The sequence below is a fragment of the Flexivirga alba genome (genome assembly GCF_042661025.1).
Lineage (GTDB): Bacteria > Actinomycetota > Actinomycetes > Actinomycetales > Dermatophilaceae > Flexivirga > Flexivirga alba.
Map to the genome: position 1 here is coordinate 2,869,809 of NZ_JBHSWH010000001.1, position 16,426 is coordinate 2,886,234.

The following is a 16,426-nucleotide window of genomic DNA, read 5'->3' on the forward strand; positions in this document are numbered from 1 at the left end:
CGGCTCTCGGCCATTCAGACCGCAAACAGCTGTGACGGATCGCGGAATGCCTTGAATTCCAATGCATTTCCCGACGGATCCAGGAAGAACATCGTCCACTGCTCACCCGGCTCGCCCGCGAATCGCACGTAGGGTTCGATCACGAACTCGACGCTCGCATCGGTGAGGCGCTTCGCCAGTTGCTGGAAGTGCTCGACGCTCAGCACCAGACCGAAATGCGGCACCGGGACCTGATGGCCGTCGACGGAATTGGTGCCGGCGACCGCGCGGGTGTGGTTGTCCACCTGATGGGTGACCACCTGATGTCCGTCGACGTTCCAGTCGGTCCATCGCTCGTCGGACCGGCCGCGCGGGAAGCCGAGCACCTCGCCGTAGAAGTGCCGTGCGGCGTCGATATCCGCGACGGGGAGGGCGAGGTGGAAAGGTGGCAGCTGCGAGGATGCGGTCATCTGGGCAACCTAGCGTGCCTCAATGGCTGCCCTGTGCGGCATATCGCATCGCGGCGCTGATGTCGGTGTGGGTCCACGCGAAACCGCTGTGTTGCAAGACCTTTGGCGCCATACGGGTGCTTGCGAGGGCGTCACCGGCCATTTCGCCGAGCACCACACGCAGCGCTGGTGCGGGCGCCGGGAGGAACGACGGCCGGTGCAGTTGCTCCCCGAGGGCGTGCATGGCGTCCTTCTGCCGGACGGCGGCGTCGGCGGCGACCGACAGGTTCACCGGGCCGGTGATCTCCGGATGGTCGATAAGGTGCATCAACGCGCGGACCTCGTCGGTGAGCGTGATCCAGGACCACCACTGCCGGCCGTTGCCGAGCGGCCCGGCGAGTCCCAGTCTGGCCAGCGGCAGAACGCGTGCCATCAGCCCACCGGCCGGGGAGACGATCAGACCGGTGCGCGCGATCGCCACTGAAGCTCCGGCAGCGGTTGCCGGTGCCGTCGCTGACTCCCACGCGACCACCAGGTCGACCAGGAATCCCTCGCCCGGCGTCGAGTCCTCGTCGACGATCTCCTCCCCACGGTCGCCGTAATAGCCCATCGCCGAGCCGTTCACCAACCGGATCGGGCCGTCCAGGTGTTCGATCGCCCGGGCGATCGTCGCGGTGCTGTGGACCCGGGAGTCGACCAGCAGTCGTTTGTATGCAGATGTCCACCGTTTGTCACCGATACCTGCTCCGGCGAGATTGACGACTGCCGAAACACCATGCAGGGCAGCGTGATCCAGTTCGCCACGAGCCGGATCCCAGCTGATTTCGTTCGGCGCTGTCACTGGACGACGTACCAGCCGCACGACCTCGTCGCCGCGTTCGAGCAGGGCGCGGCTGAGCGCGGTGCCGATGAGCCCGGATGAGCCGCTGATTGCGACGCGCATGGTGATCTCCTGATCAGTCGGGCGGAATGCTGCCTGCTCCATGCAACTACACCGGTGGCGATGCCGCCACGAAAACGACGTATGTCGGTGGGGGGCTGGCAGGATGAACCGGTGAGCACCTATCGGGAGTGGCGGCTGTGCGCCGGCGTGACCGCCTGGTCGAGCACCAGTGACGGCAGCGTTGAACGAGTGTTGCCCGACGGGTGCCTGGACCTGATCTGGCACAGCGGTCGCTTGCTCGTCGCCGGACCCGACACGACCGCAACGGTGGCGCAGGCCCCACCCGGGGTTCGTTGGGTGGGGCTGCGCTTCGCCAGCGGAGTCGGCCCGGCGGCGCTCGGAACACCGGCCGACGAGCTCACGGACCGGTTCGTCCCGTTGACCGATGTCTGGGCTCGTGGCAGGCGGCAACGGATCGAGGACACGGCGGCACGGCTTGGCGAGTCGCCTGCCAGCGACGAGACCGTCGCGGGCGCGCTGATGCGTGAGTTGGGACCGTTGACTCCCGACCCGCTGCACCTTCGGGTTGCCCGGTTGGCGGCTTCCGGCGCGCCGATGGCTGCCCTCGCGCGCTCGGTCGATCTCAGTCCTCGGCAGTTCCAGCGTCGCTCGCATCAGGCGTTCGGCTACGGCCCGAAACGATTGCATCGGATCGCGCGATTCCAGCGGGCATGGTGCGCGCTGCTCGCGGGCGGCACACCCGCGGAAACAGCTGCAGCGCAAGGATTCTCAGATCAGGCACATCTGTCGCGGGAGGCGCGCATATTGGCCGGTGTCACGCTGTCCACCTTGCTGGCCGAACGCGCCCGCTGAGCGGCCTGGCTCAGTCACTCAACGGTGCGAACACGTCCACACCATTTCCGTCCGGGTCGTGCAGCGTTGCGTATCGCTGGCCCCACGGAGCGTCGAACGGTTCGAGCACGCCGTCGAACCCGGCAGCGACAACGGCTGCATACAGCTCGTCGACCCTGGCGGCCGAATCCACCAGGAACGCCAGCCCGATCCGGCCACCGCGCACCGGCTCCCAGCTGGGATGGAACGAACGCACGGTCGACTCCGGGTCCCAGGCGAGACGCATGCCTCCCGAGGTGACTTCGACGTGGGGTGCGTCGTCGAGGCCCTCGGGGATCGGCAGCCCGAGGGCACGATAGAACGCGAGAGACCGTCCGGGGTCGGCGGTCACGATGCCGACCATGTCCAGAGTTGCGGTGAAGGTGGGTGTCTTCGTCATACGACCAAGGTATGGCGGGACATGGCAAGCGTCTTGAACATTTCGGACATGTGAAATGGCCCCGGGATCAACTCCCGGGGCCATTTCGCTGTGTCTTTGGCCGCACTCCTCACGCACAGCGGCCGGGTCGCTGCTCGCAAGCTCGCAGCAGATCCGGCCGTCCCGCGATCGTCGTCGCGGCGTGCGCTTCGTCAGACCTCGAAGGCACCTTCCTCAAGGCGTTCCTTCATCGCCACCAGGAAGCGAGCGGCGTCTGCGCCGTCGACGATCCGGTGGTCGTAGGACAGCGCCAGGTAGACCATCGAGCGGATCGCGATCGTCTCGCCGCCGTCGGCGTCGGTGACGACAACGGGTCGCTTCACGACCGTGCCGGTGCCCAGGATGCCGACCTGCGGCTGGTTGATGATCGGGGTGTCGAAGAGCGCGCCGCGGCTGCCGGTGTTGGTCAGCGTGAACGTGCCGCCACCCAGCTCGTCCGGCTTGACCTTGTTGGTGCGGGTCCGCTCGGCGAGATCGGCGATCTTGCGGGACAGCCCGGCGATGTTGAGGTCACCGGCGTCGCGAATGACCGGCACCATCAGACCGCGGTCGGTGTCAACAGCGATGCCGAGGTTCTCCTGCGGGTGATAGACGATCGAGTCACCCTCGACACTTGCATTCACCTGCGGGTAGGCCTTCAGCGCCTCCACCGCGGCCAGCGCGAAGAAGGGCATGAAGCTGAGCTTGACGCCCTCGCGCTGCTCGAACCCCGTCTTGTTGCGTGCCCGCAACCGGGCAACCTTGGTGACGTCGACCTCGACGACGGTGGTGAGCTGAGCCGAGACCTGCAGCGACTCGACCATGCGCGTCGCGATGAGCTTGCGCATGCGAGTCATCTTCTCGGTAGTACCGCGCTTGGCGGAAACCTCTGGAACCGAAGCCGGTTTGGCCGACCCAGCGGCCGGTGCGGGTGCTGCTTCCGGCGCCGCTGCGGGCTCCGGCTCGGCCGGCTTGGCGGCCTCGAGGACGTCCTGCTTGCGGATGCGGCCACCGACACCGGTGCCGGTGACGTTGGACAGGTCGACGCCGTTCTCGGCGGCGAGCTTGCGCACAAGTGGCGTGACGTATGACGCCGGCTCGCGATCGCCGGAACCACTCGACGCGGCCGGTGCAGCAGGTGCTGTGGCCGGCGCAGGCGCCTGCGCGGGTGCGGCCGGCTGTGCGGGCTGAGCCGGGGCCGGAGCAGCAGCGGGAGCCGGGGCGGCAGCAGGCGCCGGTGCGGGAGCCTCCTGCTTCGCCTGCTCAGGCTGTGCCGGCGCCTCTTCCTTGGCCGGCTCCGCAGGCTTCTCGGCCGGCTTCTCCGCAGCGGGTGCCGAGCCCCCGGAGGCTTCGCCACCGATCACTGCCAGCTCGGCGCCGACCGGGACGGTCTCGTCCTCCTGCACCAGGATCTTGCTCAGCTTGCCGGCGACGGGGGACGGTACCTCGGTGTCGACCTTGTCGGTGGAGACCTCGAGCAGCGGCTCGTCAACCTCGACGTCGTCGCCCTCGGCCTTCAGCCAGCGAGTGATGGTGCCCTCGGTGACGGACTCGCCGAGCGCCGGCATGGTGATCTTCTCGCCGCCGGTGACCTCGCCACCGGACGATGCAGGAGCTTCCTTGGGTGCCTCGGGCGCGGGCGCCGGTTCGGGGGCGGGCGCCGGCTCGGCAGCCGGCGCCTCCGCCGGAGCTGCGGACTCCTGCGCCGGTGCCGAAGCGGCCTGGTCACCAGACCCGGAGTCGCTCGCCGGAGCAGCAGCGCCGTCACCGATCACTGCGAGGTCCGCGCCGACGGGGACGGTCTCGTCCTCCTCGACGAGCACCTCTTGCAGCGTGCCGGCGACGGGGGAGGGGATCTCGGTGTCGACCTTGTCGGTGGAGACCTCGAGCAACGGTTCGTCGACTGCGACCGCCTCGCCGACCTGCTTGAGCCATCGAGTCACGGTGCCCTCGGTCACCGACTCGCCAAGTGCGGGCATTGTCACGCGTTCAGACATGGACTCAAGTCTCCTAGATCTTGGGGCTGACGTTCAGTGAGGCTTGTTCTGCGTTGGCGTTGCGAGTCGCAAGCTCCCTGCAACGCCGACGCATCCCAAGTCTCCTGTGCTTGTTCAGAATTAACTTCAGTTATCTCACGCATGAGCGTGCAAAGGTTTCCCGGCGAGGGCCAGATGAGCCTCGCCGAGTGCTTCGTTCTGGGTCGGGTGAGCGTGGATGAGCGATGCGACGTCATCGGGCAGGGCCTCCCAGCCGACGATGAGCTGAGCCTCGCCGACCTGCTCACCCATCCGGGCACCGATCATGTGCACACCGACGACCGCGCCGGTGTCGCCTGCGCGAACGACCTTCACGAAACCCTGGGTCTGCAGGATCTGACTCTTGCCGTTGCCGCCGAGATTGTAGTCGTAGCTGGTCGTGGAGTCGCCGTGCTTCTCACGCGCAGCGGCCTCGGTGAGGCCGACCGACGCGATCTCAGGATCGCAGTAGGTGACGCGCGGTATGCCGGACTCGTCGATCGGGGTCGGCGCCTTGCCCGCGATGTCCTCCGCCACGAAGATGCCCTGCGCGAAGCCACGGTGTGCGAGCTGCAGGCCGGGCACGATGTCGCCGACGGCGTAGACGCCGGGCACGCCGGTCCGGCAGCGCTCGTCGGTGATGACGAAACCCCGGTCGATGGTGACGCCGGCCTCGGCATACCCGAGGTCGTCGGTGACTGGACCACGACCGACAGCCACGAGCAACAGGTCGGCGGTGATGGTGTCGCCGGACTCCAGCGTCACCGTCACCTCGTCACCCTGTTGGGTCGCGGACGCGAGCTTGGCGTTTGTCAGCGCCTTGATCTTGCGCTTCTTGAAGGCGCGTTCGAGCTGCTTGGAGATCGCCTCGTCCTCGGCCGCGACCAGTCGTGGTAGTGCTTCCACGATGGTGACTTCGGAGCCGAATGACGAGAATACAGAAGCGAATTCGACCCCGATGACGCCACCACCGAGAACGATGACGCGCGACGGGACGTGGTCGATGCTGAGCGCCTGGTCACTGGTGACGATGTGACCGCCGATCTCGACGCTCGGCAGCGTCTTGGCGTAGGAGCCGGTGGCGAGCACGACGTTCTTGCCGGTGAGCACCCGGTCACCGACAGTGACCGTGCTCGGTGAGCTGAGGCGGCCGGTGCCCTCCACGAACGTGATGTCGTGCGACTTCACCAGCCCCTGCAGGCCCTTGTAGAGACGACCGATGACGCCGTCCTTGTAGGAGTGCACGCCGGCCATGTCGACGGACTCGAAGGTCGTCTTGACCCCGAACTTCGAACCCTCGCGTGCGCTGTCGGCAACCTCGGCGGCGTGCAGCAATGCCTTGGTCGGGATGCAGCCGCGGTGCAGGCAGGTGCCGCCGACCTTGTCCTTCTCGACGAGGGCAACCCGCAGACCGAGTTCGGCTGCACGGAAGGCGCAGGCGTATCCGCCGCTACCGCCACCGAGGATCACCAGGTCAAAGTTGTCGGCAGATGCCGTCATACTCGGAACGCTCCCTTGCGTCTCGCGATGAATGTCGGTGACACCCAGATGCTTGTTCTGCGTTGGCGTTGCGTGTCGCAAGCTCCCGCAACGCCAACACACCCCAAGCTTCCAGTGCCTGTCCAGAACAAACTTCCTGGCGGAGGCGAAGGTGCCATCGCCAATCTTGGCACTTGCCGACTCGTCGCGTGGCAGCGGTATGACGACGGCGCGGCGACAGGACCGTTATGTGGTGGCGACCACGCCCCCACATGCGAGAGTGTGGATTCACCGATGTGTTGGAGGCCCTACCGATGACCGATAAACCTGGACCCAGTGACGAGGTCAAGCGCAAGTTCCGCGAGGCCTTGGACAAGAAGCACGCACACGGCGGCACCGATGTCTCGGATAAATCGGGGCGCGCGAAGGTCAACGGCGCACACGATGCTGAGACCAGTGGCGCCCAGCAGATGTTCCGCCGCAAGTCCGGATGATCGAATCCACGCACCAACAAAGGGAATCCCACACCGTCACGGTGTGGGATTCCCTTTGTTGTGAGCTGTTGCGTCAGCCTCAGCCGCGGCTGCGGGCGAGCTGCACGAGGGTGCGCACGCCATACCCGGAGGCGCCCTTGCCGACATACCCGTAGGCGTCGTCGGTGGAGTATGCCGGGCCGGCGATGTCCAGGTGCGCCCACGGCAGCTGCGCTCCGTCCGCGTCGTCGCCGACGAAGTCCTGCAGGAACAGCGACGCCACGATCATGCCGCCCTGTCGGGCGCCGGTGTGCTTGGTGTCGGCGACGAGCGATTTCATGCCTGAGCGCAGGTGCTGCAGCAGCGGGATCGGCCATAGGTCCTCACCGGCCGCACCGGCGGCTGCGAGAACCTCGTCGCGCACGCCGTCGTTGTTGCCGAGCACGGCGGCGGTGCGCGTGCCGAGCGACAACACGGCGGCACCGGTCAGCGTCGCGACGTCGATGAGCAGGTCCGGTTCCTGGCGGGAGGCGAGCGCAAGACCGTCTGCCATCACCAGCCGCCCCTCGGCGTCGGTGTTGATGATCTCGACAGTTCGGCCGTTCGGCATCGTGACGACATCGCCGGGGCGCTGCGCGTCGGAGCCGGTGAGGTTCTCAGCGAGGCACAGATAGGTCGTGACGGCGACGGGCAGGCCGAGCTCGGCGATCGCGGCGGTGGCGGCGGCGACCGCGGCGGCGCCGGCCATGTCGCACTTCATCGTCACCATGCCTTCGGCGGGCTTGATGCACAGGCCGCCGGAGTCGAACGTGATGCCCTTGCCGACGAACGCGAGATGCGACTTCGCGCGAGTCGGTTCGTAGGTGAGCACGACCATTCGGGGTGGCCGGGCCGAGCCACGGCCGACACCGATCAGGCCGCCGCAGGACTCCTTGGCCAGGGCTTTCTCGTCGAGCACCTTGACCTTCACCTTGCTGCCCGCGAAGTGCTCCTTGACCGACGTCGCGAACGAATCGGGGTAGAGGTCCAGCGGGGGAGTGTTGACCAGGTCCTGAGCCCAGGCCCGGTGTGTGGCGACGACCTGCGCCTGCTGCACGCCGGACTTGACGTCCTTGTCCTTGGCCAGTGACGTCAGCACGGTGATCTTCGAAATCGGTTTCGTGTCACCGCCATTCGACTTGTATGTCGTGAAGTTGTACGACCCGAAGAGAGCGCCCTCGGCGGTGGCGACGACCTGGACGGCACTGGACGAGGGGAACGCGATCGTGACGGTGGCTGCTTTGCCGGACACGGCGCGTACTGCAGCGCCGGCGGCGCGACGCAGTGCCTCCGTATCGTCGTCGGACGGAGCACCGGCCAGCCCGGAACCGGTCACCACGACGGTGCCCTGCACACCGGGGACACCGGCCAGCCGGATGATCTCATCGACCGCGCCGGTCGCCGAGAGCGCCAGCAGATTGGCATCGATGTGCTCGCGCGCCTCCGACTCCAGCGCAGGTGTCGCGGCGACCTGAGCCTGCGCGCCGTCCTGGACCGCGAGCACGACCAGTGCATCGCTCTTGTTCTTGGCGACCAACTGGTCGGCAACGTTCAACCTCGGCACAACTACTTCGTCTCCTAGTGCGGATGACCCAGGGGCGCGGCGTGGGTGTGCCGCGCTACTCAAGGGTTGGACTCCGGCGACGATACGCCCTTCGTGGGGCGCTACGGTGCCCCGTATGAGCGACGAGTTGAAGACGTCCCCCTTGCACGAACGCCATGTCGCACTCGGTGCGAAGCTGGCGGATTTCGGTGGTTGGCAGATGCCGATCGAGTACCCCGGCGGCGGTGTGCTGCGTGAGCACACTGCGGTCCGTGAGCGGGTCGGAATCTTCGACGTGTCGCACCTGGGCAAGGCGCTGGTGCGTGGCGAGGGTGCTGCGGACTTCGTGAACAGCTGCTTCACCAACGATCTGCGCAAGATTGCTCCGCCGAAGGCGCAGTACACGATGTGCCTCGACGACGCGAGCGCCGGCGTGGTCGACGACCTGATCCAGTACCTCAAGTCGGATGACGAGGTCTTCCTCGTGCCCAACGCCGCGAACACCGCCGAGGTCGTCCGCCGGATGCAGGAGAAGGCCCCCGAAGGTCTCGAGATCACCGACCAGCACTCGGAATTCGGCATCATCGCCATACAGGGCCCGAAGGCCCCGGAGGTTGTCGAGGCGCTCGGGCTGCCAACCGACCTGGACTACATGTCCTTCGGCGTCGCCCAATGGGAGGGCCGCGAAGTCATCGTGCTGCGGTCGGGTTACACCGGTGAGAAGGGCTTCGAGCTGGTCCCGCGCTGGGACGACACACCCGCACTGTGGGACGCGTTGGTCGAGGCGATGAAGCCGTATGACGGACTCCCGTGCGGCCTCGGCGCACGCGACACGTTGCGCACCGAGATGGGCTACCCGCTGCACGGCAACGAGCTGTCGATGAAGATCACCCCGAACATGGCCCGCGCGGGCTGGGCGGTCGGCCGCAACAAGGACGCGTTCTGGGGCAAGGAGGCGCTCGCCGCGCAGAAGGAGGCCGGCGGCTACCGGCTCACCTGGGGTCTGAAGGCAACCGGCCGAGGCATCCCGCGTGCGCATTGTGAGGTCAAGAACGCCGACGGCACCGTCGTCGGCGAGGTCACCTCGGGCACCATGTCGCCGACGCTCAAGGTCGGCATCGCGATCGCGCTGATGGACCGTGGCACCCAGGAAGGCGACGAGGTCGTCATCGATGTCCGCGGGCGGGAGCTGCCTGCCGTCGTCGTGAAGCCGCCGTTCGTGCAGACCGAGGTCGACTGACGCCCCAGGCAGAACCTCAGTCCTGGCGGGCGTCGTGCACCAGGATCGCGACCTGCACCCTGTTGTCCGCGTCCAGCTTGGTCAGCACCCGTGACACGTGCGCCTTCACGGTCGGCACGCTCATGTAGAGCTGACCCGCGATGTCGGCGTTGGACAGCCCTTCGCCGACGAGCTGCGCGACCTCGAGCTCACGCTGGGTCAGTGCGGACAGTCGGTCGCGCGCTGCGGCATACCCGCTCGGCGGCGCTCCGGTGATCTTTTCGACCAGCTGACGGGTGACGCTCGGCGACAGGATGGGTTCGCCTGCGGCGACCGATCGCACCGCGTCCACCAGTCGTTCCGGCGGCGTGTCCTTGAGTAGGAAGCCGCTTGCTCCGGCACGCAACGCCTGCACGATGAGATCATCGGTGTCGAAGGTGGTCAGCACGATCACGTGCGGTGAATCACCCTGCGCGACAATCGATTTGGTGGCTTCAATGCCGTCCGTGCCGGGCATCCGGATGTCCATCAGGATGACGTCAGGCCGCTGGGCGCGAGCAGCTTGCACTCCCGCCGCGCCATCGGCCGGATCATCGGGCAACACGTCGATGTCGGGCGCACCGCGCAGGATCAGTCGCAATCCGGCGCGCACGAGGGCGTCGTCATCGACCAGCAGGACGCGGATGGGCGGTGCGTCAGGAGTCGTCACGGGGCCACGGTAGTCGCGCACGCACCACGAAGTCGCCGGCCCTGTCACGGCCGGACGTGAGCTCGCCGCCGACGAGTTCGGCGCGCTCGGTCGCCCCGACGAGCCCGAGTCCGGAGTCGGGTAGTTCGTTCGACCCCGACGTCACGGTCACCGCCGGCATGCCGTTGCGCATGGTGAGCCGTAGGTCGTCGTCGTGGGAGAGAACGATCGACATGGCTTGCCCGGGTGCGTGCTTGCGACGGTTGGTCAGGCCCTCCTGGACGATGCGGTACGCGTTGCGGGAGGTCAGCTCGGTCAGGCCGCTCAGGTCGTCGGGCATGGTGAGGTCGACCGGGCCGTCGGTGGATTCGAGAGTTGCGACCAGGTTGGGGAGATCGCCGAGAGTGGGTTGCGGCGCGTCCGGACGCAGGACGGCTGCCGTCGGGTCGCGCAGGACACCGAGCACCTCGCGCAATTCGGTGAGAGCTGCGTGTGCGTTGTCCCGGATGATGGCCGTCGACTCGTGCAACTCGTCCTGCGACAGGTCCTTGCGATAAGCAAGGGCGCCGGAATGCATTGCGATCACTGAGATTCGGTGGGCGAGTACGTCGTGCATCTCGCGTGCGATGCGGGCTCGTTCGGCGACGCGTGCCTGCTCCACACGCAGGTGTTGCCGATCCTCGGCGACTGCGAGTTGGGTGCGCAGGTTCGCGACGAGGAGCCGGCGTGCTCCGATGGCCCAACCGATCGCCACGCACAGCGCGACGGCGAGGACCCCGATCACCGTGTCGGTGATCCATTCGCCGAAGCCGTTGTGCGCGTCGGTGAAGAACAACAGTTGGAAGATGTAACCCGCGACGAGCGCTTCGGCGCAACACAGGAGTGTCGGTCGCCAGCGTCGGTGGGTGGCCAGCGAGATCAGCGCAATGCAGGAAGCTGCGGACGCGACGACCGACAACGCCGACAACGCGGTCAGGACGATGCAGACCCCGACCGGCCAACGGCGCCGCCAATGCAAGAGCACCAGGGCCGCGACCCCGATCGCCAGATCGAACACGATCCACGTGCCCGGGTCGCGATACCCGCGGGCGTCACCACCGATCTGGGCGGCCATCAGCAGGCCACCGAGTATGACGGCGACGACCTCACGCCATACCTCACCCCACAGATGGCGACGGCGGCTGATGCCGGGCAGGGCGAGGGTCACGTCGGCCAGCGTAAGACGCAGGTACGCCCACGCAGCAGGGCCAGGAGTCTCTCGAACGCCATACCAAAGTAGGAGGAAGGTTCAGCCTTGCGACCGATGTGGGGCGACCGTGCGTCGCGGCATCGTTGTCACCATGATCGAAGTCGAAAACCTCACTCGCCGCTACGGACCGTATGTCGCGGTCGATGACGTGTCGTTCCGGGTGGAACCCGGGACAGTGACCGGATTCCTTGGACCCAACGGTGCCGGGAAGTCGACCTGCATGCGGATGATCTGCGGGCTCACCCCACCCAGCGGTGGAGTCGCCACAGTCCTCGGCAAGCCGTATGCCGCACTCGGCAACCCGGGCCGGCAGGTGGGCGTCCTGCTCGACGCAGCCGCACAGCACAACGGCCGCACCGGCCGCGAGATCTTGACGCTCGGGGCGATCATGATGGGCCTGGACCGCAGCCGCGTCGACGAGATGCTGGAGCTGGTGGGCCTGACCCCCGCGGAGTCACGACGCCGGTTGCGCAACTACTCGCTCGGGATGCGGCAGCGGCTGGGCATCGCGCATGCCCTGCTCGGCGATCCCCGCGTGCTGATCCTGGACGAGCCGGCGAACGGACTCGACCCGGCGGGTATCCGGTGGATGCGCAGCCTGCTGCGTGGCTTCGCCGACGAGGGCGGCACTGTGCTGCTCTCGTCGCACCTGCTGCACGAGATCGAGGTCGTCGCCGATCACCTCGTGGTCATCGGCCGGGGCAAGATCGTCGCCGACGGATCGAAGGCGGAGCTGATGTCCGCAGCAGGCACCACCGTCCGCAGCGACGACGACGCACGCCTGGCAACCGCCTTGGAGGTCGGCGGTTTCCAGGCGACGCCGATGAACGGTGGCGGCATCCACACCGATGCCGAGCCGCGAGCGGTCGGCCGGCTTGCGCTGCAACAGCAGATCATCCTCACCGAGTTGCGCGAAGCCGGCTCGGCCGGGCTGGAGGAGATGTTCCTGCAACTCACAGCCGACGACGCCCGCGAAGGAGTTGCAGCATGAGCGTCTCCACGCCCACGAAAGAGCAGAAAGTGCCGATGCCGTCCCGGTTGGACGGTGCCGAGTCCGGCATACCATTCTCGCGACTGATCTCGCTCGAGTTGCGCAAGCTGACCGATACCCGCGCCGGTCGCGTGCTGGTGCTCGTGGTCGCAGCTCTCGTCATCGCGATCGGATTGATCGGAGTCTTCAGCGGGAAGGCCGACCAGGACAAGAACCTGACCGACTTCCTGGGTCTCGCATCGTTGCCGCTGCAGATGGTTCTGCCGCTGCTCGGGGTGTTGGCCGTGACGTCGGAGTGGTCCCAGCGAACCGGCCTGGTCACCTTCACCCTGGAGCCGCGACGTGCTCGCGTCGCCTATGCCAAGTGGACAGCTGCGCTGGTGCTGGGCGTAGCGGGAGTGGTGCTCGCGCTGATCAGCGCCGTCGCCTTCACCGGGTTGGCCGGCGCGCTGCGCGGAGGGGATCCGTCATGGAGCCTCGGCTGGGAGGTCGTGCTCGGGGTGGTGGTCGGTCAACTGCTCTACATGTCGATCGGGGTCGCCTTCGGCATGCTGATCCAGAACACGCCGGGCGCGGTCGTCGCGTTCCTGATCCTGCCGACGCTCTGGTCGATCCTGGGCAGCTTCTCCTGGTCGGAGTCCGTGGCGAAGTGGGCGGACACCAACCGCACGCTTTCCCCGCTGTATGACGGCTCGATGCACGCCGACGACTGGCCGAAGCTGATCGTGTCGCTGCTGATCTGGCTGGCGCTGCCGATGGCCGTCGGTATCTGGCGGATGACGCACAGCGAGGTCAAGTCGGCCTGACGCGCACAAGGTGGTCGATGGGCCACCGCGGGAAGCCCGCTGAACACCTCGGGGGAGTTCAGCGGGCTTTTGCCTGTCTCGACACGATGTCCGCACGGATGGCTAGGGTTTCGGCCATGACTGATGGCTGGCACTGGACCTATGAGGACGCACGCGGTTCGGCGATGAGCGGTGTGCAGTTGGTGACCACCCGCTTCCCGACGCAGAGCGACGCCGAGAGCTGGCTCGGTGAGCAGTGGCGGTCACTCTTCACAGCGGGCGTTGCGGCTGTGACCTTGCATCACGACGATGGGGCCGTCTACGGCCCGATGATGCTCTCCGACGGAAGTTGAAGCAGCGATCAGATCTTGTCGCCGCGCTTGACCCGGGGCCCGGGACGACGTCCGGCGCGCAGCTGGAACGCGCGCATCACCGCGTATGACGCAGTGCCGCGCGGCGGCTCGGTGTGGAAGCGCTCGCGGATCTGGGCCTTGACCCGGCGCACCATGAGCGTGGCATCGATGATGCCGAGAACGACAACCACCCAGACCAGGAAGAACGCCGACATCTGCAGTGTGCGGTTGGGCAGGACCGTCAGCACCAGCACGATCAGCATCAGCGGCAGCAGGATCTCGCCGAAGTTGCGGCGCGAGTCGACATAGTCGCGGATGAAGCCCTTGACCGGTCCCTTGTCACGCGCCGGCAGTGCCTTCTCGTCGCCGCGTGCGAAGGCCTCGCGCTGTTCGACCCGTGCCTTCCGAGCGTCATCGCGTGACTCACGCTTGGCGGCCTTGCGATCCACCGGCACCAGCGGCTTGCGCCGCGCGGCCTCGCGCTCTTTGCGGGTGGGCGTCGGCCGACCCTTTTTCGGGGTTAGCCCGGTGGCCGACACCTCCGCGGCGGACTCAGGGGTCAACGCCTCAGCGGAAGCTTCGGATTCTGTCAGGGTCTTGTTGCGGCCGAACACACGCACAAGTGTACGTGCCCGAAGCCGGACGTGATGACCACCACATGAGCCGCTAGCGCAGGTCAATCAGACATAGGGCAGATACAAATGTGTGCAAGGTTGCTGATCAGGCGCGGAGCGACTGTGAAGCAACTCGCACGCATTCGCTAGCGTGACGGCGTGACCGAGAACTCCACTTCGCCGAACCAGCCCGACCTCGCCGCGACCGTGCGGGGGCTGATGCCCGCCATACGCGCCGACCTCGAAGCACTGACGCGGATCCCCAGCGTGTCGCTCGATTCCTTCGACCAGTCGCACGTCGATCACAGCGCGGATGCCGTTGCGCAGTTGCTGCGTGACGAAGGACTCGAGGTCGAGATCGTGCGAGAGGGTGGCCGCCCCGCGGTGATCGCCCGGCTGGCCGCACCCGAGGGTGCGCCCACGATCACGCTCTACGCCCACCACGACGTGCAACCGCCCGGCGAGGACAAGGACTGGGACACCCCGCCTTTCGAGCCGACCGAGCGTGACGGGCGGCTCTACGGCCGCGGTGCGGCGGATGACAAAGCTGGGGTCATGGCGCACATCGCCGCGCTCCGCGCACACAATGGCCATCCGCCGTGTGGCGTCAACGTGTTCGTCGAAGGTGAGGAAGAAGTCGGATCCGATTCACTGGCAACGATTTTGGAACGCCACGGCGACAAGCTGGCAGCGGACGCGATCGTGCTGGCCGACTCCTCCAACTGGAAGATCGGGGTCCCCGCGCTGACCACCTCGCTGCGCGGCATGATCCGGGTGATCGTCTCGGTGCGCACTCTCGATCACAGCGTGCACTCCGGCATGTATGGGGGACCCGTCCCGGACGCGCTGACCGCGCTGGTCCGGCTGCTCGCTTCGTTGCACGACGAGAAGGGCGACGTCGCGGTTGCCGGTCTGGTGAGCGGTGATGCTGCGGACCTGGACTTCGACGAGACCCGACTGCGCGAGGAAAGTGGCCTGCTGGACGGCGTGCAGGTGATAGGCACCGGCCCGTTCCTGTCCCAGCTGTGGACCCGGCCGTCGATCACCACCATCGGCATCGACGCACCGGCGGTGGATGTCGCATCCAACACGCTCGTGCCGAGCGCCCGCGCGAAGGTGTCGATGCGTATCGCGCCGTCGGAGGACCCGCGGGCGGCATACGACCTGTTGCGCAAGCACCTGACCGACAACGCGCCCTGGGGTGCGCAGGTCGAAGTGACTCTCGACGACGAGGGCGCCGGCTTCGACGCGAATGCCGACGGCCCGATCTACACCGCCGCGCGCGCGTCGTTCCGGGACGCCTGGGACGGCACCGAACCGGTGGACATCGGTGTCGGCGGGTCGATCCCGTTCGTCGCGGCGTTCGCCGAGAAGTTCCCGGACGCGGCGATCCTGGTCACCGGTGTGGAGGACCCGGACACGCGCGCCCACGGCGCGAACGAGAGCCTGCACCTGGGCGAGTTCGAGCGGGTCTGCCTGGCCGAAGCGCTTCTGTTGCAACGACTCGCGGACGCGCGGTGACGAATGGCGAGGCGTATCGAGACAGCCTCGCACCACTGCCACCGGGGTATGCCGAGGTGCTTGACCGCATCGTCGACGAACTCGGCGCCGACCTGCGGGTCGAGGCACTGTGGCTCAGCGGATCGCTGGGTCGCGGCGTGGCTGACGCGGGCAGCGATCTCGATCTGATCGTCACCGCTGCCGACGAGTCGAGGGATGCCCTCGTCGGCGCCGCGGCCTCGACCTGGGCGTTTCTCGAGCCAGTTATCAGCTACGAAATGCCCGGACTACCAGGAAGTTTCGTGTTGACGACCTCGGACGGACTGCGAGTCGACGTCGTCCTCGAGGCGACTTCGACATCGCCGAGACGCCATACCGGCACCGGGTGCCGGTCTTCGACCGGCGTCGCGACCGCGTCGCGGTGCCCGCCGCCGACGACGCACCGGACGGACCAAATGCCGCGCGCATGGAGGCGATCGCGCTCGAATTCGCTCGCCAGCTGGCGATCTTCCCGGATGCGGTGGTGGCTCGAGAGGACTGGCTGCTGGGTCAGGAGGCCGTGCACAACTACCGCCGGTTCCTCTACCAGCTGTACGTCGAGTTGAATGCGCCGTTGCCGCCGATGGGCGTGAAGCAGTGGTCGGCGAAACTGACTGCAGCTCAACAGGATCGACTGGCATCACTGCAGGTGCCGGCGGCCGACGAGGAGTCGGTGATCGACGCGATGCGGCAACTCCAGCAGGCGATTCGGACCGAGGGTCGTGCGGTGCTCGAGTCGGCGGGAGGAAGCTGGCCCGAAGCGGCCGTGCGAGCCGGTCTGGCCCGCTGGGAAGCCCGCGGTCTCGACTGGCGGTAGCG

Annotated in this window: 17 protein-coding genes and 1 pseudogene; 9 read left to right on the forward strand and 9 right to left on the reverse strand. The window is 67.2% G+C overall.

From position 1 onward, the window contains the following. Positions 1–14: 14 nt before the first annotated feature. Both ACFQDH_RS14035 and ACFQDH_RS14040 read right to left on the reverse strand, forming a co-directional pair. The gene (locus tag ACFQDH_RS14035; RefSeq protein ID WP_382402311.1) at positions 15–449 is read right to left on the reverse strand and encodes a VOC family protein; all 435 of its coding nucleotides are present in this window, start codon (positions 447–449) and stop codon (positions 15–17) included. 19 nt (positions 450–468) lie between these two features. Then, entirely contained in the window at positions 469–1,413 is a 945-nt protein-coding gene (locus ACFQDH_RS14040; RefSeq protein WP_382402313.1) for a TIGR01777 family oxidoreductase, read from the reverse strand. A gap of 69 nt (positions 1,414–1,482) precedes the next feature. Here ACFQDH_RS14040 and ACFQDH_RS14045 point away from each other — a divergent pair, with 69 nt between their 5' ends. Then, positions 1,483–2,184 carry a DUF6597 domain-containing transcriptional factor gene (locus tag ACFQDH_RS14045; protein WP_382402315.1) on the forward strand — a complete coding sequence of 234 codons (702 nt, stop codon included), beginning with the start codon at positions 1,483–1,485 and terminating at the stop codon, positions 2,182–2,184. Between the two features lie 10 nt (positions 2,185–2,194). On the opposite strand, the gene ACFQDH_RS14050 is transcribed toward ACFQDH_RS14045, so the two are convergent. The 3 genes from ACFQDH_RS14050 to lpdA all read right to left on the reverse strand — a co-directional run bounded on the left by ACFQDH_RS14050 (position 2,195) and on the right by lpdA (position 6,135). Continuing rightward, positions 2,195–2,602: a VOC family protein gene (locus ACFQDH_RS14050; protein WP_382402317.1), complete on the reverse strand. Its 408-nt coding sequence runs from the start codon at positions 2,600–2,602 to the stop codon at positions 2,195–2,197. A gap of 191 nt (positions 2,603–2,793) precedes the next feature. Further along, positions 2,794–4,617, reverse strand: a complete 1,824-nt coding sequence (gene sucB / locus ACFQDH_RS14055) for a 2-oxoglutarate dehydrogenase, E2 component, dihydrolipoamide succinyltransferase (protein WP_382402319.1) — start codon at positions 4,615–4,617, stop codon at positions 2,794–2,796. Between the two features lie 135 nt (positions 4,618–4,752). Then, positions 4,753–6,135 (reverse strand): dihydrolipoyl dehydrogenase, encoded by a 1,383-nt coding sequence (gene lpdA / locus ACFQDH_RS14060; RefSeq protein WP_382402321.1) that lies wholly within the window; start codon positions 6,133–6,135, stop codon positions 4,753–4,755. A gap of 293 nt (positions 6,136–6,428) precedes the next feature. Here lpdA and ACFQDH_RS14065 point away from each other — a divergent pair, with 293 nt between their 5' ends. Next, positions 6,429–6,608 carry a DUF5302 domain-containing protein gene (locus tag ACFQDH_RS14065; RefSeq protein WP_382402323.1) on the forward strand — a complete coding sequence of 60 codons (180 nt, stop codon included), beginning with the start codon at positions 6,429–6,431 and terminating at the stop codon, positions 6,606–6,608. 79 nt (positions 6,609–6,687) lie between these two features. Here ACFQDH_RS14065 and ACFQDH_RS14070 read toward each other — a convergent pair whose 3' ends face one another. Next, positions 6,688–8,190 carry a leucyl aminopeptidase gene (locus ACFQDH_RS14070; RefSeq protein ID WP_382402325.1) on the reverse strand — a complete coding sequence of 501 codons (1,503 nt, stop codon included), beginning with the start codon at positions 8,188–8,190 and terminating at the stop codon, positions 6,688–6,690. Between the two features lie 115 nt (positions 8,191–8,305). Here ACFQDH_RS14070 and gcvT point away from each other — a divergent pair, with 115 nt between their 5' ends. Continuing rightward, positions 8,306–9,409 (forward strand): glycine cleavage system aminomethyltransferase GcvT, encoded by a 1,104-nt coding sequence (gcvT, locus tag ACFQDH_RS14075; RefSeq protein ID WP_382402327.1) that lies wholly within the window; start codon positions 8,306–8,308, stop codon positions 9,407–9,409. Between the two features lie 16 nt (positions 9,410–9,425). Here the strand turns inward: gcvT and ACFQDH_RS14080 are convergent, their stop codons facing one another. Both ACFQDH_RS14080 and ACFQDH_RS14085 read right to left on the reverse strand, forming a co-directional pair. After that, the gene (locus ACFQDH_RS14080) at positions 9,426–10,097 is read right to left on the reverse strand and encodes a response regulator (protein ID WP_382402329.1); all 672 of its coding nucleotides are present in this window, start codon (positions 10,095–10,097) and stop codon (positions 9,426–9,428) included. Next, complete coding sequence (locus ACFQDH_RS14085) at positions 10,084–11,283, reverse strand: sensor histidine kinase (RefSeq protein WP_382402331.1); 1,200 nt, start codon at positions 11,281–11,283, stop codon at positions 10,084–10,086. The genes ACFQDH_RS14080 and ACFQDH_RS14085 overlap by 14 nt, the downstream gene beginning before the upstream one ends. A 133-nt stretch (positions 11,284–11,416) precedes the next feature. Between ACFQDH_RS14085 and ACFQDH_RS14090 the strand changes: the two genes are divergently transcribed. The 3 genes from ACFQDH_RS14090 (at position 11,417) to ACFQDH_RS14100 (ending at position 13,454) form a co-directional block, all read left to right on the forward strand. Then, complete coding sequence (locus ACFQDH_RS14090) at positions 11,417–12,316, forward strand: ABC transporter ATP-binding protein (protein WP_382402333.1); 900 nt, start codon at positions 11,417–11,419, stop codon at positions 12,314–12,316. After that, complete coding sequence (locus ACFQDH_RS14095) at positions 12,313–13,122, forward strand: ABC-2 transporter permease (protein WP_382402335.1); 810 nt, start codon at positions 12,313–12,315, stop codon at positions 13,120–13,122. The genes ACFQDH_RS14090 and ACFQDH_RS14095 overlap by 4 nt, the downstream gene beginning before the upstream one ends. Positions 13,123–13,238: 116 nt before the next feature. Then, the gene (locus tag ACFQDH_RS14100; RefSeq protein ID WP_382402337.1) at positions 13,239–13,454 is read left to right on the forward strand and encodes a hypothetical protein; all 216 of its coding nucleotides are present in this window, start codon (positions 13,239–13,241) and stop codon (positions 13,452–13,454) included. A gap of 8 nt (positions 13,455–13,462) precedes the next feature. Here the strand turns inward: ACFQDH_RS14100 and ACFQDH_RS14105 are convergent, their stop codons facing one another. Next, a complete protein-coding gene (locus tag ACFQDH_RS14105; RefSeq protein ID WP_382402339.1) occupies positions 13,463–14,068 on the reverse strand; it encodes a DUF3043 domain-containing protein in 606 nt (201 codons plus the stop codon). Positions 14,069–14,227: 159 nt separating this feature from the next. On the opposite strand from ACFQDH_RS14105, the gene ACFQDH_RS14110 reads away from it, so the two are divergent. From ACFQDH_RS14110 to ACFQDH_RS14120, 3 genes and pseudogenes are all read left to right on the forward strand, one after another. Beyond that, complete coding sequence (locus ACFQDH_RS14110; RefSeq protein WP_382402341.1) at positions 14,228–15,589, forward strand: dipeptidase; 1,362 nt, start codon at positions 14,228–14,230, stop codon at positions 15,587–15,589. A gap of 56 nt (positions 15,590–15,645) precedes the next feature. Then, positions 15,646–15,768 (forward strand): annotated as a pseudogene (locus tag ACFQDH_RS14115) (nucleotidyltransferase domain-containing protein); the annotation flags it as partial. 185 nt (positions 15,769–15,953) lie between these two features. Continuing rightward, positions 15,954–16,424, forward strand: coding sequence for a hypothetical protein (locus tag ACFQDH_RS14120; protein ID WP_382404945.1), 471 nt, complete (start codon positions 15,954–15,956; stop codon positions 16,422–16,424). Positions 16,425–16,426: the final 2 nt, after the last annotated feature.

What these genes read in the sequence shown, in the direction of transcription:
- ACFQDH_RS14095 (WP_382402335.1), top strand. Translation starts at nt 12,313, where the DNA reads ATGAGCGTCTCCACGCCCACGAAAGAGCAGAAAGTGCCGATGCCGTCC.
- lpdA (WP_382402321.1), bottom strand. Translation starts at nt 6,135, where the DNA reads ATGACGGCATCTGCCGACAACTTTGACCTGGTGATCCTCGGTGGCGGT.
- ACFQDH_RS14050 (WP_382402317.1), bottom strand. Translation starts at nt 2,602, where the DNA reads ATGACGAAGACACCCACCTTCACCGCAACTCTGGACATGGTCGGCATC.
- ACFQDH_RS14065 (WP_382402323.1), top strand. Translation starts at nt 6,429, where the DNA reads ATGACCGATAAACCTGGACCCAGTGACGAGGTCAAGCGCAAGTTCCGC.
- ACFQDH_RS14035 (WP_382402311.1), bottom strand. Translation starts at nt 449, where the DNA reads ATGACCGCATCCTCGCAGCTGCCACCTTTCCACCTCGCCCTCCCCGTC.
- ACFQDH_RS14100 (WP_382402337.1), top strand. Translation starts at nt 13,239, where the DNA reads ATGACTGATGGCTGGCACTGGACCTATGAGGACGCACGCGGTTCGGCG.
- gcvT (WP_382402327.1), top strand. Translation starts at nt 8,306, where the DNA reads ATGAGCGACGAGTTGAAGACGTCCCCCTTGCACGAACGCCATGTCGCA.
- sucB (WP_382402319.1), bottom strand. Translation starts at nt 4,617, where the DNA reads ATGTCTGAACGCGTGACAATGCCCGCACTTGGCGAGTCGGTGACCGAG.
- ACFQDH_RS14090 (WP_382402333.1), top strand. Translation starts at nt 11,417, where the DNA reads ATGATCGAAGTCGAAAACCTCACTCGCCGCTACGGACCGTATGTCGCG.
- ACFQDH_RS14040 (WP_382402313.1), bottom strand. Translation starts at nt 1,413, where the DNA reads ATGGAGCAGGCAGCATTCCGCCCGACTGATCAGGAGATCACCATGCGC.